This window comes from Acuticoccus sediminis (genome assembly GCF_003258595.1).
Classification (GTDB): Bacteria; Pseudomonadota; Alphaproteobacteria; order Rhizobiales; family Amorphaceae; genus Acuticoccus; species Acuticoccus sediminis.
On the sequence record NZ_QHHQ01000003.1, the window covers coordinates 835,143 to 859,554 of the forward strand.

General features: G+C 64.5%; 33 protein-coding genes and 2 pseudogenes. 10 read left to right on the forward strand and 25 right to left on the reverse strand.

The window, feature by feature from the left end:
* Positions 1-23: 23 nt before the first annotated feature.
* The 25 genes and pseudogenes from DLJ53_RS18080 to DLJ53_RS18185 all read right to left on the reverse strand — a co-directional run bounded on the left by DLJ53_RS18080 (position 24) and on the right by DLJ53_RS18185 (position 20,375).
* Complete coding sequence (locus tag DLJ53_RS18080; RefSeq protein ID WP_111347724.1) at positions 24-413, reverse strand: spike base protein, RCAP_Rcc01079 family; 390 nt, start codon at positions 411-413, stop codon at positions 24-26.
* A gap of 18 nt (positions 414-431) precedes the next feature.
* A complete protein-coding gene (locus tag DLJ53_RS18085; protein WP_162409343.1) occupies positions 432-1,562 on the reverse strand; it encodes a hypothetical protein in 1,131 nt (376 codons plus the stop codon).
* 65 nt (positions 1,563-1,627) lie between these two features.
* Complete coding sequence (locus tag DLJ53_RS18090) at positions 1,628-4,003, reverse strand: hypothetical protein (RefSeq protein WP_111347728.1); 2,376 nt, start codon at positions 4,001-4,003, stop codon at positions 1,628-1,630.
* Between the two features lie 4 nt (positions 4,004-4,007).
* Positions 4,008-4,499, reverse strand: coding sequence for a hypothetical protein (locus tag DLJ53_RS18095; protein WP_111347729.1), 492 nt, complete (start codon positions 4,497-4,499; stop codon positions 4,008-4,010).
* Between the two features lie 288 nt (positions 4,500-4,787).
* Positions 4,788-5,564: a Rha family transcriptional regulator gene (locus tag DLJ53_RS18100; RefSeq protein ID WP_111347731.1), complete on the reverse strand. Its 777-nt coding sequence runs from the start codon at positions 5,562-5,564 to the stop codon at positions 4,788-4,790.
* A 495-nt stretch (positions 5,565-6,059) separates the two neighbouring features.
* Complete coding sequence (locus DLJ53_RS18110; protein ID WP_111347734.1) at positions 6,060-6,788, reverse strand: hypothetical protein; 729 nt, start codon at positions 6,786-6,788, stop codon at positions 6,060-6,062.
* Positions 6,788-7,408, reverse strand: coding sequence for a GcrA family cell cycle regulator (locus tag DLJ53_RS18115; protein WP_111347736.1), 621 nt, complete (start codon positions 7,406-7,408; stop codon positions 6,788-6,790). Before DLJ53_RS18115 ends, DLJ53_RS18110 begins: the two co-directional genes overlap by 1 nt.
* Positions 7,405-7,860, reverse strand: a complete 456-nt coding sequence (locus DLJ53_RS18120; RefSeq protein WP_111347738.1) for a hypothetical protein — start codon at positions 7,858-7,860, stop codon at positions 7,405-7,407. Before DLJ53_RS18120 ends, DLJ53_RS18115 begins: the two co-directional genes overlap by 4 nt.
* Positions 7,861-7,873: 13 nt before the next feature.
* Complete coding sequence (locus tag DLJ53_RS18125) at positions 7,874-9,214, reverse strand: helix-turn-helix domain-containing protein (RefSeq protein ID WP_111347739.1); 1,341 nt, start codon at positions 9,212-9,214, stop codon at positions 7,874-7,876.
* A 3-nt stretch (positions 9,215-9,217) separates the two neighbouring features.
* Positions 9,218-9,382, reverse strand: coding sequence for a hypothetical protein (locus tag DLJ53_RS35240; RefSeq protein WP_162409347.1), 165 nt, complete (start codon positions 9,380-9,382; stop codon positions 9,218-9,220).
* The gene (locus DLJ53_RS18130) at positions 9,379-11,856 is read right to left on the reverse strand and encodes a DNA cytosine methyltransferase (RefSeq protein ID WP_342353602.1); all 2,478 of its coding nucleotides are present in this window, start codon (positions 11,854-11,856) and stop codon (positions 9,379-9,381) included. Before DLJ53_RS18130 ends, DLJ53_RS35240 begins: the two co-directional genes overlap by 4 nt.
* Before the next feature lie 3 nt (positions 11,857-11,859).
* A pseudogene (locus DLJ53_RS36410) lies at positions 11,860-11,961 on the reverse strand (hypothetical protein); the annotation flags it as partial.
* A gap of 248 nt (positions 11,962-12,209) precedes the next feature.
* Complete coding sequence (locus DLJ53_RS18135; RefSeq protein WP_111347743.1) at positions 12,210-12,500, reverse strand: hypothetical protein; 291 nt, start codon at positions 12,498-12,500, stop codon at positions 12,210-12,212.
* Entirely contained in the window at positions 12,497-13,393 is an 897-nt protein-coding gene (locus DLJ53_RS18140; protein WP_111347744.1) for a DNA-methyltransferase, read from the reverse strand. Before DLJ53_RS18140 ends, DLJ53_RS18135 begins: the two co-directional genes overlap by 4 nt.
* Positions 13,390-14,796 carry an SNF2-related protein gene (locus tag DLJ53_RS18145; RefSeq protein WP_111347746.1) on the reverse strand — a complete coding sequence of 469 codons (1,407 nt, stop codon included), beginning with the start codon at positions 14,794-14,796 and terminating at the stop codon, positions 13,390-13,392. The genes DLJ53_RS18140 and DLJ53_RS18145 overlap by 4 nt, the downstream gene beginning before the upstream one ends.
* Positions 14,793-15,029 carry a hypothetical protein gene (locus tag DLJ53_RS18150; protein WP_111347747.1) on the reverse strand — a complete coding sequence of 79 codons (237 nt, stop codon included), beginning with the start codon at positions 15,027-15,029 and terminating at the stop codon, positions 14,793-14,795. Before DLJ53_RS18150 ends, DLJ53_RS18145 begins: the two co-directional genes overlap by 4 nt.
* Positions 15,026-15,277 (reverse strand): hypothetical protein, encoded by a 252-nt coding sequence (locus DLJ53_RS18155; protein ID WP_111347749.1) that lies wholly within the window; start codon positions 15,275-15,277, stop codon positions 15,026-15,028. Before DLJ53_RS18155 ends, DLJ53_RS18150 begins: the two co-directional genes overlap by 4 nt.
* Positions 15,274-15,834 carry a RuvC family protein gene (locus tag DLJ53_RS18160; RefSeq protein WP_146620019.1) on the reverse strand — a complete coding sequence of 187 codons (561 nt, stop codon included), beginning with the start codon at positions 15,832-15,834 and terminating at the stop codon, positions 15,274-15,276. Before DLJ53_RS18160 ends, DLJ53_RS18155 begins: the two co-directional genes overlap by 4 nt.
* A gap of 191 nt (positions 15,835-16,025) precedes the next feature.
* A complete protein-coding gene (locus tag DLJ53_RS18165; RefSeq protein ID WP_111347752.1) occupies positions 16,026-16,694 on the reverse strand; it encodes a hypothetical protein in 669 nt (222 codons plus the stop codon).
* Positions 16,694-16,846: a hypothetical protein gene (locus DLJ53_RS35245; protein WP_162409349.1), complete on the reverse strand. Its 153-nt coding sequence runs from the start codon at positions 16,844-16,846 to the stop codon at positions 16,694-16,696. Before DLJ53_RS35245 ends, DLJ53_RS18165 begins: the two co-directional genes overlap by 1 nt.
* A complete protein-coding gene (locus tag DLJ53_RS18170) occupies positions 16,843-17,289 on the reverse strand; it encodes a helix-turn-helix domain-containing protein (protein ID WP_111347753.1) in 447 nt (148 codons plus the stop codon). Before DLJ53_RS18170 ends, DLJ53_RS35245 begins: the two co-directional genes overlap by 4 nt.
* On the reverse strand, positions 17,286-18,641 hold the full coding sequence (gene dnaB / locus DLJ53_RS18175) for a replicative DNA helicase (protein ID WP_111347755.1): 1,356 nt from the start codon (positions 18,639-18,641) through the stop codon (positions 17,286-17,288). Before dnaB ends, DLJ53_RS18170 begins: the two co-directional genes overlap by 4 nt.
* Entirely contained in the window at positions 18,641-19,021 is a 381-nt protein-coding gene (locus tag DLJ53_RS36095; RefSeq protein ID WP_244935103.1) for a hypothetical protein, read from the reverse strand. Before DLJ53_RS36095 ends, dnaB begins: the two co-directional genes overlap by 1 nt.
* Positions 19,022-19,475: 454 nt before the next feature.
* Positions 19,476-19,724: pseudogene (locus DLJ53_RS36100) on the reverse strand (YdaU family protein); the annotation flags it as partial.
* A 387-nt stretch (positions 19,725-20,111) separates the two neighbouring features.
* Complete coding sequence (locus DLJ53_RS18185) at positions 20,112-20,375, reverse strand: helix-turn-helix domain-containing protein (protein ID WP_111347758.1); 264 nt, start codon at positions 20,373-20,375, stop codon at positions 20,112-20,114.
* Between the two features lie 94 nt (positions 20,376-20,469).
* Here DLJ53_RS18185 and DLJ53_RS18190 point away from each other — a divergent pair, with 94 nt between their 5' ends.
* From DLJ53_RS18190 to DLJ53_RS18230, 10 genes are all read left to right on the forward strand, one after another.
* Positions 20,470-20,853 carry a helix-turn-helix domain-containing protein gene (locus DLJ53_RS18190; protein WP_280525512.1) on the forward strand — a complete coding sequence of 128 codons (384 nt, stop codon included), beginning with the start codon at positions 20,470-20,472 and terminating at the stop codon, positions 20,851-20,853.
* A gap of 181 nt (positions 20,854-21,034) precedes the next feature.
* Positions 21,035-21,661 carry a hypothetical protein gene (locus DLJ53_RS18195; protein ID WP_111347761.1) on the forward strand — a complete coding sequence of 209 codons (627 nt, stop codon included), beginning with the start codon at positions 21,035-21,037 and terminating at the stop codon, positions 21,659-21,661.
* Between the two features lie 189 nt (positions 21,662-21,850).
* Positions 21,851-22,144, forward strand: a complete 294-nt coding sequence (locus DLJ53_RS18200; RefSeq protein ID WP_111347762.1) for a hypothetical protein — start codon at positions 21,851-21,853, stop codon at positions 22,142-22,144.
* A 175-nt stretch (positions 22,145-22,319) separates the two neighbouring features.
* Complete coding sequence (locus DLJ53_RS18205; protein WP_111347764.1) at positions 22,320-22,532, forward strand: hypothetical protein; 213 nt, start codon at positions 22,320-22,322, stop codon at positions 22,530-22,532.
* The gene (locus tag DLJ53_RS18210) at positions 22,529-22,810 is read left to right on the forward strand and encodes a hypothetical protein (RefSeq protein ID WP_111347765.1); all 282 of its coding nucleotides are present in this window, start codon (positions 22,529-22,531) and stop codon (positions 22,808-22,810) included. Before DLJ53_RS18205 ends, DLJ53_RS18210 begins: the two co-directional genes overlap by 4 nt.
* Positions 22,807-23,076 (forward strand): hypothetical protein, encoded by a 270-nt coding sequence (locus tag DLJ53_RS18215; protein WP_111347767.1) that lies wholly within the window; start codon positions 22,807-22,809, stop codon positions 23,074-23,076. Before DLJ53_RS18210 ends, DLJ53_RS18215 begins: the two co-directional genes overlap by 4 nt.
* On the forward strand, positions 23,076-23,426 hold the full coding sequence (locus DLJ53_RS18220; protein ID WP_111347768.1) for a hypothetical protein: 351 nt from the start codon (positions 23,076-23,078) through the stop codon (positions 23,424-23,426). Before DLJ53_RS18215 ends, DLJ53_RS18220 begins: the two co-directional genes overlap by 1 nt.
* Entirely contained in the window at positions 23,423-23,647 is a 225-nt protein-coding gene (locus DLJ53_RS18225; protein ID WP_111347770.1) for a hypothetical protein, read from the forward strand. Before DLJ53_RS18220 ends, DLJ53_RS18225 begins: the two co-directional genes overlap by 4 nt.
* Positions 23,644-23,811, forward strand: a complete 168-nt coding sequence (locus DLJ53_RS35250; RefSeq protein ID WP_162409353.1) for a hypothetical protein — start codon at positions 23,644-23,646, stop codon at positions 23,809-23,811. Before DLJ53_RS18225 ends, DLJ53_RS35250 begins: the two co-directional genes overlap by 4 nt.
* A gap of 238 nt (positions 23,812-24,049) precedes the next feature.
* A complete protein-coding gene (locus DLJ53_RS18230; RefSeq protein ID WP_111347771.1) occupies positions 24,050-24,340 on the forward strand; it encodes a hypothetical protein in 291 nt (96 codons plus the stop codon).
* Positions 24,341-24,412 lie beyond the last annotated feature (72 nt).

Genomic DNA, 24,412 nt, shown 5'->3' on the forward strand with positions numbered 1-24,412 from the left:
AGAATGAAATTCATCGAGACCTCCTATGCCAGTCCCAAGATGTACTTGGCGATCATCGTTGTCCCTTCGGAGTTTACCCGAAGGGCCGCAACCGGAAGGATCATTGGCGCGACGAGGCCGTAGAAGATGCGGTCGTTGCCGGCCAAGGTTCTGATGTTGAGGTCGCCGGCGGCGCCGATGTAGATCGATCGGGCAACGCGGCTGTAGTCTTGATCAAACGTCGTCGGCATCGCGTCCCGGGCCGATGACGTCGAGAGATACGGGATGACGTCGCCGAACAGAGCCTCCAGGGCGCCCGTTGCTGCGTAGTACTCTGCCTGCTCTCCGGTCAGCTGGATCTGCTCGCCCTCGGACAGGAATTTGCCGTAGAGCTCAACCGGTCGGGTCGCTCGGAATGTGATCAGGTTGGTCATCTGCTGCCCTATGGATGCTCACGTCAATTCGACGGCGGCGCCGTAGACAAGACCAACGACCTCGCTGGATGGAGCCGCGTTGTCGGCCCGATTGAGACTGGCGATGGTCGCGGCTGAAAGCGAGATCGTTCGGTTTGTGCCGAGGCTTCCGCCACCTTGCAGGCCCTCGCCGGTCCCCACGGTCCGTGTCGTCGGAACAGCACCGATATCCCCTGCGGCAACCGGAACAGCGAGCGCAGTCTTGAGCGCGCTCTTAGCGGTCCCGTCGGCATCGACCAGTGTCACGATCTCCGATGCCGTCAGGTCATCGGTGGCGCCAGCCTGGATCCCGCTAAGCTTCGACAGCTGCGCTTGCGAGATGAACTTGTGTGACGTCGTTGCGTCGTCGAGGTCGTCCGGACTGATGACGACGTCGCCGGTGCGATTATTGACGCTCGTCACCTCGCCGCCGCTACCCCCCGATTGCCAATTTGCCGAGCCGAGCTCGTCGTTGATCGCGGCAACGATCTCAGAACCCGTTTGATCATCGGTGGCATATTCGTCGATGTTGGAGAGCTTGACCCTTTCGGATGCGGAGAAGAACACCTTGACGGTCGCACTGTCGTCGATGTCGTCCGCTGTCAGGACAACTGCACCCGTTTGACCGTTGACGCTGTCGACGGCGCCGCCACCGGCGCCCCCTGACTGCCAGTCGGTCGATCCGAGGGCGCCATTGATCAGGGTCACCATCTCGGCGCCGGTCTGGTCCGCCGTGGCGCCAATCTCGATGTTGGAGAGCTTGTTCAGCAGGGTTTGGGTAATGAACCGCTTCTCGGTCGATCCACTATCGTCGATCTCGTCTGAGGTGAGCACGACGTCGCCGGTGAGGCCGTTGACGCTGTAGACGAGGAGGTCAGCAGTCCCGCCGGACTGCCAGGTGCTCGAACCAAGGGCATCGTTGACCGCTGCCACGATCTCGGCGCCGGTCATGTCCGCGGTCGCGCCGGCTTCGGCATCGACACTGATTGTGACCGTGCCCTCTGGCTCCTGATAGGAGATCGAGATTGCGGCGCCGTCGACCACCAGCGTCTTTGCGAGGACGCGACCAGGCCCGATCACGCCGAGCCAGCCATTGTCCACGTCGTAGGCCACCAGCTTGTCGTGGTCCACGTCGAAGATCACAGGGGTAGGCATTGCTGATCACCCGGAGCTTGCATGGTGGAGGGGACGGCGCGCTACACGCGCACCGTCATCTGGAAGACGATGTCACCGTTGCCATCGGTAACGTCACCGATCTTAATCGCCCGATTGACGATCCCGTCGCGACTGCAGGTAATGCGCGCCCAGGTCATGTCTTCGAGGCACTCGATTACTGGAGAACCGTCCAGGGCGATATACGTGGTTCGCACCGAGCCGACGTAGTAATCGACACCATTTCCAGCGACGTTTGCAGGCGTGGCCGGAAGCCCCGAAAGATCGATGTATAGATCATTTTCGACGTTCATTCCTGTCGTGCTGATGTCACGCAGGAAGCCGGTGAAATGCAGAATATTCCCGACCCTATTCCAGGTGCCGGAAACGTTTGACGTCGTCGCTACGTTGCCACCGGTCGGAGCGTCTCGAATGACCGGAACCCATGAACCAAAGGTGTTCATCAGGTTCTGGATCGGAGTGTTCTTGTCGAGGTACTCGATTTTGCGCGGCGTTCGATCCCACGCGGTGATGCTGCCATCGAACCGGAGAAGCTCGGTCGGATCGAGGAAAGCCTCCTGCGGGATCGTGATGTTCCCGCCCATGATGTCGAACTTCGACGCCGGGTAGAAGACGCCCTCCAGCGCCACGTTCGGCACGCCGTGCCAGCCCAGCAACTTCAGACCCCGGAACTGCACCGTTCCCGTGCCGAGCGCCCTGATGAGGCTCCGACCGGGATCCTGCGAGTGGTTCGGCAGATTGAGGTCGATGTCCCAAAGGATGTCCGTCCCGGCCGAGTTCCGAATGGCGATCGGATCGAAGCAGTGGCGCTCGAACTGAGCGTTAAAGTGGAAGTCCTTGAAGGTGCCGTTGGCGGTGTCGAGGACCAGCGCGGGCTGACCATACGAGAGAAGATATCCGCCCTGCGAATAGAAGGTCCGGACGCCGGACATGAGAACTGCCGGACCCATCCGCATTTGAAGCGTCGCACCGCCGGTATAGGCCGAGAAGCCGGTGGAGTTAACGCCGGACAACTGGAACGTCTTCGCCGCGACGTTGAGGTTTGCGACCTGGAAGTAGCCGTAGGCGACCTCGTCCATCGTCCCGCCGGTGATGAAGATCCAGTCGCCGTTGACGAGGTCGACGTTGTCCATGGTCGCGAGCGTGACGACGGCCGGGTTCGCCCGCGTGATGCTCGTGATGCTCACGCTGAAGGGAGACGACCGCGCGATCGTCGGGCACACCATGTTGTGGCAGACGTTCGAGTGACTGGTGCCGGGAGGCGGCAGCGTCTGGAACTCGGACGTGATCATCGAGCCGGCGAACTGATCGACGAGCGCCTGGGTGTTGTCGACCATCGCGAACGCGACGGCGTAGTAGTGCTTGTGCTTGTTCCGAAAGTTCGGCGCGATCCACGTCGAGACCTCCGACGCGATGGCAATGCACGCCGCGCGCCTGAAATATCCGTTGGCCTTGACGTTGTCGATGATCATCGTCGAGGAGCCGGCGAAGTCGTTCAATGCTCCAGCAGCGCGGCTGAACAGGATACCGACGTCCGGCGGCGCATCCTCGGCACCGTTCACGTCGATGTTGCTCAGGGTGATGTTGTTGCCGCCCGTGAAATCCAACGCGATCTTGTTCTGCGCGCGGGAGTAGATCTCACCGTTCCGCATCCGGAGACCGGGCTGGCGGATGCCTGTCAGGTTGAGGCTCTGGTCGGACCGGAACAGCATCCCACCCAGGTCGATGTCCATCGGGAACGCGTACCCGTCGAACGACCGGACCACATAGTCGAAATAGTCCTGCAGTTGCGGACCGCTGTTGACGTCCTGTCCCGGTACCGCGCCGAATTGAAGCGGGGTCAGGGTCATGCCGTTGCCGGCGACGATCTCCCACCATCCGCCGTTGGTCGCACTGATGGAGCCGTCGGAGCGTATGCGGTCCTGGCTCCGGAACTTTCCGGCATGCGACGGCTCGCTGTCGACGCGCTTCCACCGCGCGCCACCCCCATCGCCCGGAGCGGCATAGCCCCAGGCGACCATCTCCTTGACGCTGGCCGGGAACGAGAGTGCCTGCGCGGCCGCGCGGGACGGAGCCCACGCCGGGACGGAGAGCGCCGCCTTCAGCACATCCTGCGCGGCGGAGCCGGCAGCGATCAGACTGGCAATCTCGTCGGCCGTCTGATCGTCCTTGGCGTCAGCCTCGATGTCGGCGAGCTTGTCCTTTTCCGCCGTCGTGAAGCTCTCGCCCGCAAGAGAGATCGTGATCTTCCCGTTAGCATCGGGGGCGCCGATGGTGATTTCACTGGCACCCCCGCTCAGAACTTTGGCCAGCAGCTTCGCCGCCTGCATGTACCCAAAGCCGCCCTGGCTGGCGTCTCGGATCATCAGTGCGTCTTCGACAAGATCCATCGCCGGCATGAGGTCACTCCATATCTACGAGCGCCCCACGTAGAGCCTCGATAATCGCAGCTGGTCCGCCTTCCGGCAGGTCCACCGGGAGGGCCGCCACCAGGGCCGTGGCGGCGTTCGCATCGGCCGCGAAAAGGTTGGCGATCTGATCCGCGGTCTGCGCCGCGGCGATGTCATCGACACCGAGTGCATCTGCGAGCTCGGCGGCCGCTTCACTGTCGGCCGAGATCAGTGCGGCAATAAGCGCCGCCGTCACCAGGCTTGATCCGTCGATACCGAGATGCGCGCGCATCGCGTCGACGTCGACACGCTCGACGGGCAGCGTCCCCGTTAGCGACGCCGCGTCGCCGTCCCGCGCCACCTTGGCGAGACCAGCGATTGCGACCGCGAGCTTGGCGTTGACCCCCTCGGAGTAGGTCTTCGCGCTGTCGGCCGCCGCACGGGCGTCCTGGCGCAGCTTCTGAAGGATGGGCAGGGTCGCTGCCGAGTTGTCCTGGATGCCCACGGCGACGCTCCCTGAATTGACGCCCCCGGTCTCGGGGTGCCGGAATGGTTGGCGGGATGCGGGCGATTGGAGCCTTTGCCTCTGCCGGGCGCCTGACCGACAGGCATCCGGCCACTCACGGCATCGCCCCCGTGTATGACCTGCCCTCCCGCCGGGGGCCCAGGTGAGACTACGGCCGGATGATGGAGTTGCCGCTGTTCCCGTCGATCATCGTCGACGGCGAGGCTTCGGCCCTGCCACCCGGTCAAGGTCCGGGCTCCAGGCGCTCGCGGCGCTCCTCGCTGGTATTCAGGCGGCGGCGCTGCGCTCGTTAACGGAGCACTTCACTTCGGTGCCGCCGACCACCTTAAAGGGGAGCCGCCCCTGCCCAGTAACCTTGTCCACGTGTTCGCGGATCATCGGTCCGCAGTGGTCGCGAACGAAAGCGATCGCATCATGACGCGGAAACAGCCACGTCCCGCTGTGCGCGCACCGGAATGCTTTGATGCCGTGTGCGAGGCAGTGGTCCTGCAACCTGGTGAAAACCTTGCGCTGAATAGATCGGCGGCCTTTGGCAGGCACCCGCCACTCGTCGGCAAGGATCTGCTTAACGCTGATGTGCGACATGACCGAGACACGGGAGTCGGCGGCGATGGCTCGCATGATGGCCTCATCAACGATCTCGTTCACGCGCGCCTCGATGCCCGTCACCTTCTTCGCGAGCATTCGCGAAATGCCATCCACCCGCTGCACCAGCGCCTCGGTCGAGGCGGCGGTCGCGTTGCGCTCCAGCGTCTCCCACCGATCAATCACCTTGGCCCGAAGCGGGACGCTGTAGCCAGTCAGAAGGATCATCAACTCGCGGTGCGGGAGACGGAAGCAGGGGTAGGACTGACCGTTCTGCGGGTTGATGTAGGTGTCCCCAAACTTGGGGAGACCCCCTTCCCCATGCAGCTCGGTAAGGACAGCGCGAATGTCCCGCACAACGTGGTCGTGCCGCTTCCCCGTCTGCTCGGCAATTTCCAGCGAGGACATGGTGAGCGGCTTTGCGCCGTCCGCAGACGGCGTGGTAATGAGGATCGTCATCGTCGGTTCCTTTTCAACCGTCGGTGATGGATGGCGCCGAGCGCTAACTCGGCGGTGTCTCTCGGAAGCGGCGGGGCCATGCCTGGAAAACCTGTCCCTCGCCGCTTCCACCCAGCGCGCACCAACGCGCCGAACTCCCTCAAGATGACAGATGCGCCTCTTGGCATGGAGTCACCGCGAACTCATCCACAGGCTTTGTCCCCGAATTACGCATTATCCCCTTTGTTCACATGCCAGCGTCGATTAGCTTGACTTCAGCCTTCAGATGTGAAGCGTCGCGAATACAGGCGCATCGACGCCGTTCACCCTGCACGCTCAAGACCCCACTCGATCACCGTCCGGATGACCTCCGAGACCGTGCAGTTCTCACGGCGGGCCATCCGCTGGAGTTCGGCCAGGGTATCCGGGTCCAAGTTCGTGACGACCTTGACCTTACGCGCGCCCGGCCGCCGGCATCCCTGTGCAAGCCGCTGTTCGCCCACGCGGGTTCCTCGCCTATCCGTCGACAAGGCCGAGCTTGGCCCGGCGCCGCGCCTGCGCTTTCCGCGCGCGTTCACGCGCCTTATCCAGCCGATTGATCATCGCCGCGACCGCTTCGGGGTCGCTGTCATCGTGAGCGACGGGCTTCGCGCCAGGCTCCATGTGCCAGTGCTGATGCCGTGGCGGAGCGCCGTCGTCAGATGTCCTCAGCGTATCGAAATGAGTATCGAAATCAGGTCGCTCTGTACACACCGCCAATTCCTCGGCCTGAACCAACAACTCGGGAAAGTTGGGTGCGTGTGTCGCGATGTCATTCACAGCATACGAAACGAACCGCGTTCCCTGATTTGCGTGTATGCTGTGTCGCCTGCACCATGACCTGAAACTCTCTCCCCCAACTTCCTTCTTCACTTGGCCACGGGCCCAAGCGAAAACTGCTCGGCGGTGCATCGCGTCATGAACATACCTTGCAACCCACCCGATGGTCTCCATCATTCTGGAGACGTCTGCCGGGGTAGCCGGCCGCCTCCGGATGAGCGCTTCCCACGCCTCCCGCTTCGCTTCGGCCTTCTCCTCATCGGTGTAGCCGTAGGCGTCGACCTCCTCCTTGGTGGGCGGGTCCATCTCTGGCCATACCGCCCGCATCGCCGAGGGGCCGAGCGAGCCGGCAGGAAGGCGGCGCTCGGTCCGGGCCGCGTCCTTCAGGCGTTCGCGGATGACGTGCTCCAGCAAAGCGCGATCCATCACCATCTCCTCGAGCCCACCGCCGAGAGCACGGCATCCATCACGGCCGTCTTTGATACCCCGCGCGTCTCGCTCGGTGGCTTGATCCGCGTGGAGTGAATGGCCTGATGGAAGCGCTTGTGGTGCTCAGCGCAGTAGGATCCTTCCTCGATTGTCTTGGCCCCGCAGAAGCGAAAGTCGTCGATCGAGACCGGTGGGTACTGTCCCCAAAGCGGAGCTCGGCAAGACCGGTGCGAGAGGTCCATGAAGGCCACGCCAGAGGTCATCGGAACAGGGTCTGAGGCCACTACGGGAGCCGGTTCGATCTTCTGGAGAGGCGGCGCCGGCGTCACCTTCGGGATCGGCGGCACCTTCTGCGCAACGACAGCCTTCTGAGGTGCCGCCTTCGCTTGGCCTGCTGCCGCTCGGGCGACCTTCTGCACTCGGCCCGCCCGGTGGACAAACTTCAATCCGAATGACAGCCCGGCCCGGTTGGCGACACCGATGATCGCGTTCCGGCTGATGCCGAGCGGCTCGGCAATCTTGGACGCCGAGAGGCCTTGCCGAATTCCCTTCTTCACGATCTCGGTCTTCTCGCTCGGGGTTAGGAGCGTCCAATTCACGTTCGTCGGCGCGTTCATGCGCTCGCTCCCTCATATCGTTCATCAAAAAGTTCGGGGGTCGGCGGGGCAAACTCCCCCGCGAGTTCTCGGTAGAGTTCGGTGGCAATCGCCTTGTCGGCGGGGACCGCCTTCATGTTGCCCTTCACGAACGTGTGGAGGCGATTGAGGTCGATACGGTCCAGGACCTCGAGCCAAGCCGTGGTGTCGCGACGCCACCATTCGGGATGGGCCCGGAGAAGCGACGAGACTGCCTTGATGATCGGCGCCAGCAACGCCATCGCGTTGTTCTCGGTGTGGAGAAAGCACGTCAGAACGTCCTGCAGGTGGCCCTCGCCGTGTTGCTCCAGGAGCTTCACCAGGGTCTGCTTGGCCTTGGTCTGGCGCGGCTTGATGTCCGGGCCCTCGTTGTCCAGAACCGTGACGTCGTAGTCCTTCAGGACCCTCGTCAGGATGGCTTCGGGATCATCCACGGGGCGGCCCCTGTCAGGCGAGGCCGCGGGTGATAATCTCGATGTCCTCGGCGAGTTTCTGGTCCCTCTCCTTCAGATCATCGATCTTCCGCACCGCATGGAGGACGGTCGTGTGGTCGCGGTTCCCAAATCGACGACCGATCTCCGGAAGGGACCTCGGCGTCAGCATCTTGCAGAGGTACATCGCTACCTGTCGCGGCCGAACGATCACCTTGGTGCGCCTCGCCGAGACCAGGTCGCCCCGCGAGATTCCGTAGTGCTGACAGACGACCCGCTGGATGTCCTCGATCTTCGGCGTCTTCACCGTGTTGGCGCGGAGCAGATCGAGGATCGCCAACTCGGCCATCTGCAGATCGATCGTCCGGCCGGCGAGCTCGGAGTGGGCAACGATCCGGCTGACAGCACCGACCAGGTCTCTTCCGTTGGTCGTGATCGACTTGGCGATGAACTCCGCGACCTCGTCCGGGAATGCCAGCGCTGCGAAATCCGTCCGGTGGATCTCGATCCGCTTGGCGACGATATCCTTGCGCTGGCCATAATTCGGCGGCGCCATCTCAGCGACCATGCCGGAGGACAGTCGCCGGCGCGTCTCCGGGCCGAGCATCTCCAGAACAGCAGGAACCACCCTCGATGTGCACACTACCTGCTGTCCACCGCTGGCGAACAAGTCGATGGCCTGCTCGAAATGCGGCACGAACATCGAGCCGGTGATCCGATCGATGCCGTCCACCAGGAGGACCTCCGCCTGGGCCAGCGTCTTCCGCATGGCTTCGCCCTGACCCTTCGTGAGGGTGCCGACGAGGCGGTACATGAAGTCCTCGGCGGTGACGTAGAGGCACTGCTGCGGTGAGGTGGCCGCGATCGCTTGGAGAAGATGCGTCTTGCCGAGGCCATCGCCGCCGTAGATCACGATCGGGCTGTGCTCGACGCGGCTCCAGCGCTCGGTTGCGGCAACCTTGCGAGCAAGCGCCAGTGGCAGGTCGGAGCTGGCGACGAACGTCTCGAACGTCATGGACGGGTTGAGAGGCGTCCATCCCATGGGCGTCTGATCGCCGGTGTCCTTCACAGGTTTCGCCGCTGGCGGGACGTCCTGCTGCTGGACCAGAGCGGGACGCGCCGCAGTGTCGATCTCTCGCGCGCAATTCGAAGCGACGCGCCGCATATGCGCGGCGTGGGCGTCCTCGCGGGACCGTGGTTCTGGCCATCGCTCATGTTTGGCCTCAGGATCTGCGGTCGCGACCTCGACGACGCGCGGCGCCGGTCTCATGTCCCCTTTCTCGGACACACGCCTGAAGTACGCCGCCCGGGCCTCTGGCGTTCCCGCGAGTGAATATCCCTGCATCTTCTTCTCCATGCTTCAGGCCGCCTCGGAGAGCCGCAGCCGGACCTGCCGGCGCGTACGGTGTTCAGGCAGCGATTTGAGATTCTCGGGGCGCTCCACACGCGCCTTGCGTTCGACGGTCACCCAGCGGATCCGGCGCGGCTTGCCGGTCCGGACCATGATGCGTTCCAGGCGGGTCACGCGGCCGCCTCCTCCGTCATGCCAACGGCGAGGTCCGCGCAGTTCGCATTGACGAGGGCCGCGGCCAGCGGCGGGCAGACGCTGTTGCCGCACATGCGGCCTTGGGCGGTGGCCGTGAGCCGTACCGGGTTTCCGTCGGCATCGCGGCCGACGTCGATCTGGTAGTCGTCGGGGAAGCCCTGGGCCCGGAAGCGCTCGCGTGGAGTGAGCATCCGCATTCCGATGTCGGCGATGGCGTAGGTGGCGCCATCGATCTCGACCGTCACCAGACCGAACCGGTCCTTGGTGGTGTCGGTATGCATCGGGCCGTCAATCGCGGCGCCTTCGCCCTGGCCGTAGTACTTCGACAGGAAGGCCGAGATCAGAGCCGAATGCTGGCCGCCGGCGGTTTGCGTCCAAAGCGGATCGTTGGCCTCTCCATCTCTCCGGGTGCTTCCCCTCATGTTCATGAGGTGGGCCGCAACCACGCTCTGCTGGGACGCTCCGTAGGAGCCTCCCGTGGTGAGCGTCGACACCGGCTCTCGGGCGTCATGGCCGACGACGCCCGTGTTGTGCTGCGCCAGGAACGCGGCGACGACGGCGTGCTTCGCGCCGCCGGCAACCTGGGTTCCGAGCGGTTCCTGAATGTCGAGCGATCGCGGTGCCTGTCCCTCCCTCTCACCGTATCCGGTCTGCACCATCGTCGCGGCCACGAGACCTAGCGGTGCCGCGCCGCCGGGGCGCTTCACGTAGCTGTTGGCGGTCACGGTGGGCACCGGCCCATCCATCGGCGCGCCCGTCGAGCCGGTTTGGAACTTCGTCAGGTGCGGCATGATGAGCGCGTGCTCGCCGCGATTTGCGGTCGTCTGGGTTCGCACCGGCTCCGTGACCCCGTGCGAGCGGAGATCGCCGTGGTGCGTGACCGGGACGATGAACGGATGCCCACACGTGAGGACGTACCGGACGACACCGCGCGCGATCCTCCTCATCGTGGCGTCGGCGAGCGGCCGGATCGCGCGGATCCCGAACTTCGCGCGGATCTCCTCGGCGGTGTCGAAGATTGACGGGCACGGGATCGACCAGTCGATGATCTCGGCCGCCGTCCGCCATGGCTTCAGCTTGCCGCTGCGGACACCATCGCTGTCAGGCGCGCCGTGCGTCGGCTTCGGCCAGACGATGCGGCGGCCGTCGCGCCGGGCGATCACGAACAGCCGCTTGCGGATCGTCGGCGCGCCGTAGTCGCACGCCCGAAGCTCACGCCACTCGACCTTGTAGCCGAGCCGCTTCAGCTCTCCGGTCCACCGCGCGAAGGTCTCGCCGCGGCGGTCAGGGCACGGGGTGAAGACGCCTGGCGCGCGCTCCACGAGCGGCCCCCAGTCCCGGAACTCCTCGACGTTCTCGAGGATGATGACGCGCGGCCGGGCACGCTTCGCCCAGAGCACGACGGTCCAGGCGAGATCACGCACGTTGCGCTTCACCGGCTTGCCGCCCTTCGCCTTCGAGAAGTGCTTGCAGTTGTGGACGACGATCCCGTCCGCGACGTAGCTCTCGTCCTCCTCGACCGAGATGTTGAACACCGGCGCCGTCTCGCGGGCGTCTGCCACGTCCTGAAGACGTGTCCAGAAGTGCAGATCGTCCCGCTCATGCTGACGGCGAGCGGGTTCATGACGCCAGCGCACCGAATAGAACGGTCTGGCGTTGACGCGGCGTCCAGCTATGACGCTCGTGCTCTGGCGCGGCCCATAGATCTTCGCCGGCGTGCCAAGGCTCTCGACAAGAGCCTTCGTGCTGAAGGCGAGCCGCCGGGACACGGTCGTGATGTGGGTCAGCACCACCTCACGGATCTTGGGCTCCGACCCATTGGCGGAGACGTAGCCCGCCAGGAGCGCGGCGCGCATGCGCTCTGGCATCCCCAGCGCCCAGGCGGGGAAGGCCTTCTCTGCCTCGCCGTGTCCGAACTGCTGCCGGAGCCAGATCACCAACCCCTGGTGCGACGTCGAGAACTGGTAGGCGGTGGAGGTCTCCCTCTCGTGCCAGGCGAGTTCATCGGTCCCAGCCCGTTGTCCGGCACGCGGCCACGCGCTGAGGCGCTCGCGAAGCGCGTCCGCATCGCGGCGGTCGCACGTGATGACGAGTTCCGCGCGTCCTCCACCAAGCCGCGTCCAGCCCTCGCCGACGTACCTGCCGGCGAGCCACATCAAGCGTTCGTCGAGCACCATGCCGCGGCCCGGCACCTCGGGCACCGGAAGCGCCGGAAAGACGGCCGGCGAGGCCCAGAACGACAGGTCGCCGCCAGCGGCGTTCATCGGGGCGCCGGTGGTCCGCAGATCAGCGGCGGGGGTCCATGTCGGTTCACCGAGCGTCCGCCGGTACGCTCGGCGCTCGTTGTTCCACGCGTTCGTGGCGGAGCGAGTGTAGAAGGGGTGCTCGGCGGTGACCCGGATCGGCGGCACCCCTTGTCCTGAAACGCTGAGGAGCGGTTTGACCGCCTGCATGGTCGCGTAGACCCGCCGGTAGCGACCATTGTGGGTGAGGACCATGTCGCCCTCATCCACCGTCTCGATCGCCTTGTAGCCGTGATCGGTGAGGATCAGTGTCCCGGCTGGGAAGCAATCCGGCGAGAACCACGCGAGGCCGACAGGCCGGCGGCCGACGACGTCGAGCGGGTCGACCTGCCAGATATTCCGCGAGAGGTGGACCGTGTCGGGATGGTTCGCCGCGTGCAGGGCAAGGGCCTCGGCATCGTGGTTGATCGCGTAGTCCGGGGACCGGCCGAGGGCCATTTCGATCCCGGTCGAGGCCCCTCCACCACCGGCGAAGGAGTCGATGATGAGCTCGGCAACTCCGGTCACGCGACCACCCTTCCCTCGATCCGACTCCAGACGAACGCCATCCGCTCAGCGTGATCGTCGACGACGGCCTGTCCGAGCCGACCGATGTGCACCCCTCGCCCGGCCGACGCCGCGGCACGGTCCATGTCTGCGAGCCAGCGGTGGAACTCGTGGAACCGGAAGTCCGGCCGTGTTGCCGTGAAGCGTTCGACGATCTCCGCGTGCGTCGAATCGGGGTCAGGCTCGAAGCCGTTGGAGATGAGGTAGGCCAGGAAGAGGTCGCTGATGTTCGGGTGGGTTCGGGTCATGCCGCCGCTCCGAACAGGTCACCCGCGACGCGATTTCGTTCGGCCTCTCTCAGGTGGCGACACGCGAGCTGCCAGTATTCAGGCTTCAGTTCGGTGCCGAGAAATTTTCGCCCGTTACGGACGGACACGACACCTTCACTCCCGATCCCCAAGAACGGCGAGTAGACGGTCTCTCCGGCGTTCGTGTACTGGAGAACCAGGCGCCGGGTCAGATCGAGTGGCATGGGGCACAAGTGGCGCTCCTCATCACCCTTGGCGCCGACGTTCAAGACATCTGTCTCGCGCGTATCCATCCAGACCGGCGAGGCCCATTCTTGCCAAACGTCGAGCGGGAAATCGGCCGGCGGGTGGAGCACCGGTGCAACGCCTTCCATCCCCTCGGACCACTTGCGGAACACGAGGATGTACTCCGGCATTCCGCCGCCCGTGCGCGCCGCATCTTCCCGGAAATGTTTGTAGAGGAGCCGGTCGGCCTTCGTCTTCTGCATCTCCTTCACGGGGCACCGCCACACCGTCACCTGGCGGTGGAAGGTCCACCCTTCCTCGACGTGCGCGCGGATGCAGTCTGATGTGAACGAGTAGAGACCGCGGTCCCCCTTGGCCGAGCTGTTCGAGTAGTAGACGAGGTCCTTCACATGGATCGCGCAGAGGCGCCCCGGGCGTGTCACGCGGAACAGGTCGCGGGCGAGATGCCGATAGGCGACGAAGAACTCATCGTGGCTCGACACGTTGCCCATGTCGCGCTCGCTGTCCGAGTAGATGTAGAGGCTCGAAAACGGCGGAGAGAAGACGCTGAGGTCTATGCTGCTCTCAGGCATTTCGGCTGTAAATTCTACGGTATCGCAGTTGAAGGCGGCCCACCCGTCGCCGCTCGCCTGATCGAGAACGTTCATCGTTGCACCATCCACGCCGGTAGGCGGGCCTCTTGCTCGGGGATGTACGAAAGGCGGACGCCGGACTTGCGAGCCGCTCGCGCCATGGCGGCCGTCATCTCGGCCTTCATCACGTCGTGGTCGCCGGCCTTGCGGTTGACCGCATGCCAGATCGCGTCCTCGGTATCGGCACAGACCACGTGCACATGGACGTCGCGCGCCTGACGGAACCGCCAGCAGCGCCTAACGGCCTGATAGAAGCTCTCGTATGAGAAGCTGAGGCCCATGAAGGCCATCCGAGCGCAGTGCTGCCAGTTCAAGCCAAATCCGGCGAGCGAGGGCTTGCTGAGGAGGACGCGCACCTCGCCGTCGGAAAAGGCGCGTAGGCGCTCTTCCTTCTTCTCGATCGACATGGAGCCACGGACCTCGACGACGCCATCAAGAACCGCGTGGACGGCGTCGGCGTCATAGTCCGTCTCGACCCAGATCACCCACGACTCATCGGGTTCGGCCGAGACGATGCGGGCAACCTGCTCGGCCCGCATTGCGCTCGTCAGCCGCTTCTCACGGTGGATCGACGTCGCCGAGGTGTCGGGCACGCGAAACAGCCGCGCTTGGCCGTCCTTCTCGCCCCCAGCATTCGCGCTCCGGTCGGCCGCCACCAGATGCCGATGCATGACGAGCTCAGGCATCTGGAAGCCCTCGTCGCTGAACCCGAGGTCGGACGGCTTCGACACACAGCGAGCCCACGACGCAACCCAGTCCCAGAACGGGCCCACGGCAGGCTTCTTGAGGCGATAGCGTCCCATGTTCGTCTGGTCCGCGATGAACCAGCGAGACAGCATCTCCGGCGCGTCCATGACGCCGAGGAATTGAGAGTGCTGCCCCAACTCGGTGTGGTCGTTCGGAGCGGGCGTAGCCGTGCAGCAAAGGCGGTACGGCGTGCGCTTGAACGACTTGATCAAGGCGCGTGTCGTCTTGCCGGTGAAGCTCTTGAGGACGGAACTCTCGTCGAGGATCACCCCGCCCCAGAGATCCGGGTTCACATCCTTGAGCCGCTCATAGTTGGTGACGACGACCTTCGGGGAGACGGGCGCCGATCCGGTCCGGGACTGTTCCGCCTCAACGCCTAGCTCGACCGCCTCGCGCACGTGTTGCGTGCCGACGGCGAGCGGCGCCAGCATGAGCACCGGCTTCCCGGTCTTCCTCATCACCTGATCGCCCCATGCGAGCGCTGTTCGCGTCTTGCCGAGGCCGGTGTCGTAGAACAGCGCGGCGCGGCCGCACTCCAGGGCGAATTGCACGCCGTGACGCTGATGCGGAAACAACGAGGACGGAATCGTCGCCTCGTCTACGCGGAAGCCCGCCGGGTCGAACGCGATGGCCTTCCGCGCGATGTGATCGCGGTAAGCGTCGAGGCTCATGCGGCGCCCCCGAGCTGGTAGACCACAGCCCGGTCGAGCCGCCCTCGGCCGCCGCGGCGAATGGACGAGACCAGCCCCTCGCGCTCGAGGTCCCGCAGCGCGCGGCGGACATCGTCACGGGTGGTCGTCGCGTCCTCGAGCTTGCTGGCGATCAGCGCGAGCGGCGCGGTGCATCCCTTCTCGGCACGGGACCGCAGGAAACGGATGGCGTTGTCACGGACGGAGGCAGTCATGCGCGCCCCCGCCGACGGCGGACCGGGCGACTGGCCGCGACGAGCAGCTCCAAGGCGTCCACGGCGCGGTTGGCTCGCTCGGCGTCCCGGCTGCAGAGACCGAACACGATGTCAGCGGACGCCACACGCACGTCGAACTCTCGGCGGATGCCGAGCCGCCTGGCCTCGTCCCGCAACGCTTCAGCCTTCGCCCTGATCGGCGCGGCGACGACGTCCCACTCTTGGTTGGTGCCGGCCATGGAGGTCATGCCGCGCGCCCCGCAAAGAGTGGCCCGGAAGAGGCCGCAAATGGTCGATCCTTCATGTGGCGCGCGTAGTCCAAAATGGCGAGCGCCTCGGCCTCGTTATGGTCTTTCGGAGACCATCCCAATTGTCGGCATCGCTGGACCGCCAGATGCTTCCAATTCGGCGCCTTCTTTCCGCGCCCTACCTTACCGATACCGAGGAAGTGCTTTCGCCACGTGCCTACGGCGACAAACTCGACAGGTGTGCGAGTGGCCACACCAAGTTCTTCAAGCATCCCCTGGATCTTAGTTAGCGCCTCGCGCGTCTTAGCGTTGGATTTTCCGCCGCGCTGCCATGCCTCGGCGTCGAAGTCTTCGACGTAGATCGCGTCGAACGGTGCTCCACGATCGTCAAATGCCTGGATCTTCCTGAGGAAGAATTCCCGGGCGGTGTTGAGCCTCTCTGCCATCGGATCATGAGAAGACCCAAGGGTCTCGACACCGGAGCGGATCTCATCCGGAGAGCGCCATCGCGCCCAACCCATCTTGATCGACGCTGGATCAATACTGAGCAAATGCATCCTATCGTCCTCGGAATGGTCGCCGGGTGCTCAGGCCACCGCCCGGCTCGGTCTCGGGGTGCGGGTTTCGTTCGCACTGCCGTTCGCCTTGAAATGATCCCCGGGACTTCGGGCCGCCGCCGGGTCGACGTCTTCGGGGGGACGCGGTTGAGGGTGTCAAACGCAGCCGCTGCCCCCGGCCCGTTGCTCCGTCAGTCCACGGTCGCGGCGGCGCGATCGTTGGTCGACGTGTCCATGAAGCGCTCGGTCTCGGCGTCCGCCTCGGCGAAATCGCGATCGGTCGCCGCCTTCGCCGCGTCCTCGATATCGGTCTGGCCCTCGTTTGCCGGCGCGAGACCGACAGCCTTCGCGCGCTTGGCTATGCGGTCCTCGGTCGTGGTCGAGTTGCGTGGCTTCTTGGCCTTGTCCTTGGCCGCGTTCTTCGCGACCCGGCCGCCCTTGTTGACGATGACGGCGTCCCCGCCCTTCTCGGCGACGTCAGCGACGACAGCCTCGTGCTGCTTCCAGTCGCCGCCGTCGCTGGACGAAGTGCCTGACGCCTCATGGCCGAGCTTCATCCAGTCCTCGTCGGATCCTTCGACGGCAGCATCCCAGACCATCTCGAGCTGGGACTGCTCGTCGATGTCGAAGGCCTCTCCGACCTCATCGAACTCGCGGAGCTTCTTGCGGCGCTTGATGGCGGCCTGCATCACCTTCTTCGGGACGCCCGCCCCCTTCGCCTCGTCGAAGAGGACCTTCATGTCGTCGCGCTTCTTCTTCATCAGCGCCCCATGGTCGGATGCGAATTCCGCATCGACGTTCTCAAAGCGCGTGAGGAAGCCGGTGATCATTTCCGGCGAAATGCGGTTGGTCGCAGCCATTATGCGAGGCCTCCAGCAGATGGTTGGGATGCGCCGGCCCAAGGCGTGATCACCTCCAGGGCACAGCGAGCGATGGTGAACCGCTCCTCGAGGAGCGCGGCGGTGGCGCTGACCGTGAAGAGCGAGGCGGTGAGGCAAATGAGGCTGATCATCGGCCTGCCTCGACGAGGTGTTTGGGGCCACTCCTTGCCGCGCCGGTGGCTCGGACAGCCAAGAGACGGACCTCGGAGAGCCTGTCTTCCAGTCGTTTGATCAGCGTGTCGAAGCGCTCGTCGTCCCTACGGCCCTCGACTATTTGGACGCCGTTGGCGACCGATGTTCGGTCTCGACGCATGAGCACGCCGATCTCCGAAAGAGGGTGCCCAAGGGACGTGTTCATCAGGTAGTAGACGATGAAGCGCGCTTCGGATGACCGCGGCGAACCACGGGTCGAGCAGAGGATCCCACCACGCGTTTGGCCGGTCTCAGCGGCGACGATCTCGATCACCTTGTCGAGCCGTCCAGCGCTGAACGATCCACCGATTGGGTGGACCCCGCAGCCATCATTCGCCACGCGGGCGGATGCCCCGTCGCCAATTTGAACGAGCGCGCTCATGCGGCACGCTCCAGGTTTCCGAACGACGTGAGAGACGCATCGAAGGACAGGTCGACGGTGCCTGTCGGGCCGTGCCGGTGCTTGGCGATGATGATCTCCGCCTTGCCATGGGCGGCTTCCATCTTCGCCTCCCACTCGAAGAAGGCGTCGGTGCCTTCCTTCGGCCTGGACTGCGCGAGGTAGTATTCCTCGCGATAGACGAACATCACGATGTCCGCGTCCTGCTCGATCGATCCGGACTCGCGCAGATCCGACAGGCGCGGGCGCTTGTCTTCGCGTGCCTCGACTTGCCGCGAGAGCTGCGAAAGCGCGATCACCGGAACATCGAGGTCTTTGGCCAGAGCCTTCAGGCCCATGGTGATGTCCGTGAGTTCGTTGACCCGGTTCTGGCCGCGCTTCCCCTCGCCTTGCATGAGCTGGAGGTAGTCGACGACGACGGCCTGGATATTCTTGGATCGGCGCAGCCGGCGGGCCCGTGCCGAGAGCTGAGCGATCGTCAGCCCGCCAGACTGGTCGATGAAGATCGGAAGCCCGCCGATGTCCCTCGACGCGTCCGTGAGCTGGCCGAATTCTGCCTCGTTGATGGCGCCACGCACGATCCGGGATCCGGAGATCCGGGATGCCTCGGAGATCAGCCGGATGCCGAGCTGCTCGCCCGACATCTCCAGCGAGAAGAACGCGACTGCGAGCCCCTGTGCCGCCAGTCCCTTCGCCATGCTCGTCGCCAGGCTCGTCTTGCCGGATGCCGGTCTCCCGGCGACGATCACGAGGTCGGACCGCTGCAGGCCTCCCATGAGCTTGTCGAGGTCGGCGAGGCCAGTCGAAAAGCCCGATAGTCCTGCGCGACGATGGTAGGCCGCCTCGGCGAGCTTCAGCGCCATCTCCGCAGCCTCACCGAGCGACGCGTAGCGGGTGTCCCCTCGCCGCTCGGCGATGGCGAAAGTCTCGCGCTCGACCGCCTCCAGTATCGCGGCAGAACTTTCGCCGCCGCCGATTCGGGAGTCCACGTCAGCGCAGAGGTTCCCAAGCCGACGAAGCCGGGACGCTTCGACGATGTCGGAGGCGAGGTCCGGAACCGACATCGTCCAAGCCGCTGCGGCAACACACCGCCCGAGATACTCGGCACCGGACATCCCACCGATGTCGTTGCCGAGCTCGCGGCCAATGCGCAGTGGCGTCGCCGGTTGGCCCGTCGCCACTGCTCGCTCGATGGCCGCGAACGCTTTGCGGTGCGGCTCCACGGCGAAGTCCTCCGCCCTCAGCACACCGTCGAAGTTGTCCAGCGCGTCAGGTCGGGAGAGCATCGCGCCGAGGATGCCCTGCTCAGCCTTGTGGATCGCGTCGAGGTCCATCAACCGCGCTCCTCAGTGAAACCGTGATTGTCGTGGGGGTTGCCCGTGAATTGGCCCGGCCATCGCGTCGGGAAGCTCTCCTGCGACAGCCGCCCGCCGGGGCACGTCAGCGCCTCGGTAATCCGGCGGCATTTGGCGCTCGCGCCGCCACCGATCGAGGTGATGAACCTCTGCCAAGCCTCCATCGGAGGTCGCTGCGACGGGATCTCCGCGTCCAGCGTGATCCCCTCGCCCATCGGCCCGGTGAACTGGCGGGCCGTCTGGAAATAGTCCGCCCAGGTGATCGTCCCCACCGGCTTCGCGGCGGGCTGGTTCGGGCGAAGTTGCGTGATGTTCGACGGAGTCGTGCCGTCCGTCGGCGGACCGTTCTTCAGCCTCATCGTCGTCGTCCGTGCATTGGTCCTCCCACTCCCTGAAAAGCCGGTGGCTCAGGTAGCGGCAGACGTGTTTCGGGTTGAGAGCGAAGGTCGCCGTCCGCTGGGCTCGGATCGAGGCGGCGTAGAAATCCAGGACGAGAAACGCGACCCAACGTTCCCTGTTGGAAAGCTTCTTCCACGCGTTCTCAGCTTCGGCTTTTCCACCTGCTGGTGCGTTGAGGGTCTTCCACGTCTCTCGGGACCTCTCCCAAAAGTCTGAGAAGGGAGGTGCGTCAGCGCCTTCCTTCTTTCTCTTCGTAGAAGAGGAAGATTTGGTTTTGGTTTTGGAGGCATCAGGTTGGCATTGCGACGGCTCTGCCGTGGCATATGCCGATGCCTTATTTTTCCGCCACTTAGCCCGAGCATTCTCACTCTGGCTTTTCGATTTCTGTCTGACAGCATTGAGCGTGTCCGTCAGACGGCCTTGGCGAATTTCGCCGTCCTCGTCATGGAAGAACTCCATGATCGTGTCCCGAACTCGAGCCCATTGGCCCGGTGTCATCCGGGCAATCCGAGCGAGCTTCTTGTCGTCGCTGGTGAGTGATCCGCCTTGACGCCACATCGTCATGAGCAGCAGCAGGTAGGCGCCATGCTCGATCGTGGTCAGGTGGCCGGTGTCGCCGAGGTACGCGTCGGTGAAGAGGGGCATCGCCGGTAGTTCAGCCATCGACGTGCCCACTTAAGAGAAAGGCTGGGGCAGCGGCGCGCCGCGCCCCGGCGAGTTTGCCGACGGCCGTGGTGGTTCGAGGGAGGAACCGCCGGCGGGTCTGCTGTCCGCAATTAGATGTCACGCAAACAGTTGCAGTCGCACGGACCTGTTGACCGGGCATTGCCCATGGCCACACTTTTGCCGTAGTCAAAGCAACTGATGTGGAATTAACATTCCCCCGTAAGTTGAAACGGGAGGACTTTATGGAACAGCCCATAGAGCTGTATAGTGCAGGAGAAGTATTTGCTACCGATGGGATCATAGAGACCCTGAACGATGGTAACCTTTTCCGAGTTGTCATGCTCAGTGAGCGTGACGGGCGCGCATATGAGGCTGTGAAAGTGATCATGCCTCGGGCGAGCCTTCGGCAGCTTCGCGACGCGATCGATGAGGCTCTCTCGGGAGAGGGCGGAACTCAATCAGCGCCTCCGGCGTCACCTCGCCTTCCGTGAAGGCTACGATCTGGCGCATCACGTTTGCCGTCAGATCACGCTCGCCACTTTCCCAACGCCAAACGGTGCTGCGGTCGACGCCCAGCGCGACCGCCACCTGATCGAGGGTGAGCCTTTTTGCGAGGCGGTACTTCCTGAGGGGGTGAGGATCAGACATGGCTTGAAGTTTCCATATCTGCAACTATCTCGTCAAGACGAATTTGCCGTATCTGAAACCAGGAACCGCGGTCGCGATGCTATCTGTTGCGTCAATGGCAACTCGCAGACCGACACCACAGCAGCGAACGCTCCCCAGCGCCTTCCTCAAGGCGTGGCTGGACCACCTCGGGGTGAAGCAGAATCAGCTGGCCCGAAGCATTGGGGTCACTAACCCGACGGTTTCCAAATACGTCAGTGGGAAGAGCGGGATCGATATGGGAACCGCGATAGCTATCGCGGAAGCGCTAGGCATATCTGACACGGCGCTGTTCAGTATGCCTCCAAAAGAAGATGGTCGGAAGGCGCAACCACCGAAACCTACACCGGCCCAAATCGCCCTGCAGGAACTCGAACGACTTGATCCAGAGCGTCAGAAACGGGCGGTGAAGACGTTCATTGCGATTATGAGGGCTGAAGCAGCAGACGATGAGACGTGAATGCCCCCGCGGTGAGTAGCGGCCGACCCGATGCGCATCGCAGGTAGGGCGTGTACCAGCGCCCTCGGAACGCGTCCGCCGCCAACGAGATGATCATGATCCCAATGGCGACGATGGAGAAAGGCGCTACGAAGATGGCCAAGCTCGTGAGCGCTTCGCAGAGGCGGTCACGCTGCCCGTCATGATCGACATTGCAGCCATCGCAGCCATTGGAAGTGCCGTCGCTGCGACGTGCGCTGCTGTCCTTACTTACCACTTGGTTAACGATCAGCGCCGCATCGGCCGCGTTCAGACCCAAGCCTACGTTGTGGCCGATGCGGCTCACTTCGTTCGCGATGACACGTTCCCTATCTTCGGAATTACTCTGACCATCGCCAACTCCGGCGGCAGTCCGATCAAGTGGTACGAGGTCCATTTCAACGTCCGCTATTTACCCCTCAACGAAACCGCCGCGCCTAAGCGGTTCACCCCGTGCGAAGGCGGTTGGAATGTCGCCCGCTGGCGCGGCTTCCCAAACGGGGAGAGCCGCACCGTTCTCCTGAACTATCCTGGTATCGATCAAGTGATCAGCCGATCGCTCAGGATCACCATCAGCCAGAAGATCGTTATCGAAGGCGCCGTCGTTTACGAGACGATGTGGGGTGAGGAATTTTTCAGTGAATTTTTCTTCACCTCCCCAGCGAGCAGCGGTCCGACCGTGGGCGATCAGCCTCATCGGATGAGTGCCCACCCCGCGGACTTGCTCGTCTACCAGCCCATTGACCATCGGTCCTGCGGCTTCCGCGTGCGCGGCAACCCCGACCACTAACGCCAGCGCCACCAACGATGCGCGGCGTTGTTCGAAGGCGGCGGTCCGCCTGGCTAGGGATGCTGCTGCAACTGCATTCAGTATGGATCGCCCCACCACCTTCGCAAAAAAAGTTGCCGTATCTGCATTGACATTGAGTTGCAGAAACGGCAACTTTTGTCCTGTCACCACACGACAGGAGGCCACACGGTGCTTCACGACACGACCTTGCGGGGCACAGGCCTCGCCATCAGCCCTCACCTCTACGCCCCGGAGAAGGACTTCGACCCGGCGTCCGTCGCTCTGAAGTTCGCCCGCCAGGTTCACCGCGAGAACGCCACCAAGGCGCTCGGTTGGTCGCCGCGTGAGTTCCAGACCTTCAACGCCGCGGCCCTCGCCGAGATCGATCAGGACTTCGCCACCGCGAAAGCCCTCTGCGGCGGGGACGAGGCGGCGGCGCTGCGGCTCATCGGGTTCCCCTCTGACTGCGCCGGGCGGGCCTGACGGTGGGTGCCGCCGTCAGCATTCGGCCGGCGGGGCAGCGGGCCGCCGCTGAGGAGGTGATCCAGGAGGACTCCCTTCCCTGCGACACCGAAGCCTTCCTCCGCATGCAGGAGGCCCTGCGCTGCGAGGACTACGCGGAGGCCCTCCGCATCATCCTCGGGCCGAGGGTGCACTGATGGCCAAGAGGATCACCGACGCTGAGGCTGAGGCCTCGGCGGTGGCGGAAGTCACAGCTCTCCGTGGGCAGGCTTACCAGGAGCGCACCCGGCACAAATACACGCCGTGGACGCACAACCCCGACCGCCTGAGGCTCCTCAACCGCAAGATTCGAGCCTTGGACAAAGCGATCCAGGCGTATCGGCAGGGCGTCGCGGGAGGCAGCGCATGAACGCGCCCTTCCCCATCGGCGACACCCACCGCGATACCGTAGACCAGCTCTACGAGGACGCTCGCCTGCAGGGCATGACCCAGCGCGAGGCCTTGGAGGCGGTCGCACACCTCGAGCTGGAGAGTGCCGGCCGCGGCTTGGGCTTGGCGGCCCGGACGATCGAAGAGCTGCAGCACACGATCGAAGTCGCGAAGATGAGGATCGAGGAGGCGGCGAAGACGACCTTCTACGACCCGCCGGGCTTCCGCGAGACCAGGCCGCGCGAGGTCACGTCATGACCGCCTGCACATTCACCCTCGCGTGGATCGGCGAGTGCGGCCGCGAAGACTGCACCGCACACGCGAACGTCGAGTGTTCCTGCTGCGGCGCTCCGGCGACGCACGAGTGCGCGGAGACCTACAGCGGCTTCGTCTGCGGGTCCCCGCTTTGCGGCGACTGCGAGCACCAACTCACGGCCGACGGCACCAACGCGCCGGCCCTCATGCACTGCCGGAAGTCCGATCAGACGCACACCCCGTGGTGGAAGCGCCAGGAGACCGCGTGATGCTGGACCAAGTGAAAGACCTCATCGCCGTCGAAGCAGCGCGTGCTCACGTGAACACGATGCGCGCAATCTTCGTGGAGATCTGCACCTCGCTCCCGCGGGATGCTCGCAAATGCCTCGAGCGTGACATCGAACGCCACGGCGAGACGCTGGAGAAGCTCGCGCTCGAGCTGGACGTCGTTTGCCGAGCCGAGACCCGCGCCGTCGAAGTGGCCGAGGCCGGCATGGTGGAAGACGCCGTCAACGACGCCGGGTTCGAGGCGAGGCAGGCGAGGCGTGCCGCCGAGTTGGAGCCCTCCTCCGTCGCCGGACCGTGCGAGTTCGGCCTGCCATTCGAGGCCGCGGAATGACCGCCCTCACCGTCCGCCCCGGCCACACCTGCGCCTACGTCACGCGCGGCAGGATCGGCGTCGACTTCGAGACCGAGGACGGCGGCGAGCTGCGCCTCCGTCTGTCGCGGGAAGACGCCCAGAAGCTCGGGATGATGCTGATCAATTCCGCTCATTCCTGCCAGCAGTGGGCCAGCGTCGAGATCTTCGGGCCAGCGACGATCATCGGGGGGCGGCCATGAGCCAGACAGCTCTGATCGCCGGCTTCACCTGCGGTGCGGCCCTCGGCGTCGCGGTGATCCTTGGTATCGGCGTGGTCATGCAGATCCGTCGACGCCCGAAGGTCCCTGCCTTTCTGGGAGAGAACTTCGACGACGGAGACGACCCGTGGACGCGTCGGAGCTGAGCCGACGGGCCGACTACTGCCGAGACGCTGCGGCCCACCTACGGCAGCACAACAAGAACATTGCCGCGGCCGCCGTTGAGGCCCTGGCCCGGCAATACGAGGCCGGCGCCGCGCCGCGCCGCAACTCTACGCTCCGCAACTCAACGCCACGCGACGCAACGCAATGCGGGCGTTCTGACCAGCCGAACTGACGATGCAGTCAGCGCCCTCGACACCAACGAACAATGGGAGCCCCGCTATGGCGGACATGATGACGACCGACACCGCGCAGCTCGTCGAGCGCGTCCTCGATGACCCGGCGCTGATCTTCCGGGGCGACATCTCGGTCACCGACTTCCTCGCCAAGGCAAAGGCCGACGCGCTGTCGATCGGCGCCGACATGTCCAAGCCGAAGCTCCGCGACGCGATCAAGTCCAAGGCCTACTCGATCTCGCGGATGAAAACCGCGATCGACAACTTCGGCAAAGACCTCACCGAGGAGCACCGGAAGGCCACTGCGAAGGTCAACGACGTTCGCAAGAAACTGTGATCCGGCGTGGAATTTTGACCCCATAGAGCGGGGGATCGGCGTCCAATTTTGACCCCCTGAGGCGCGGGTTGC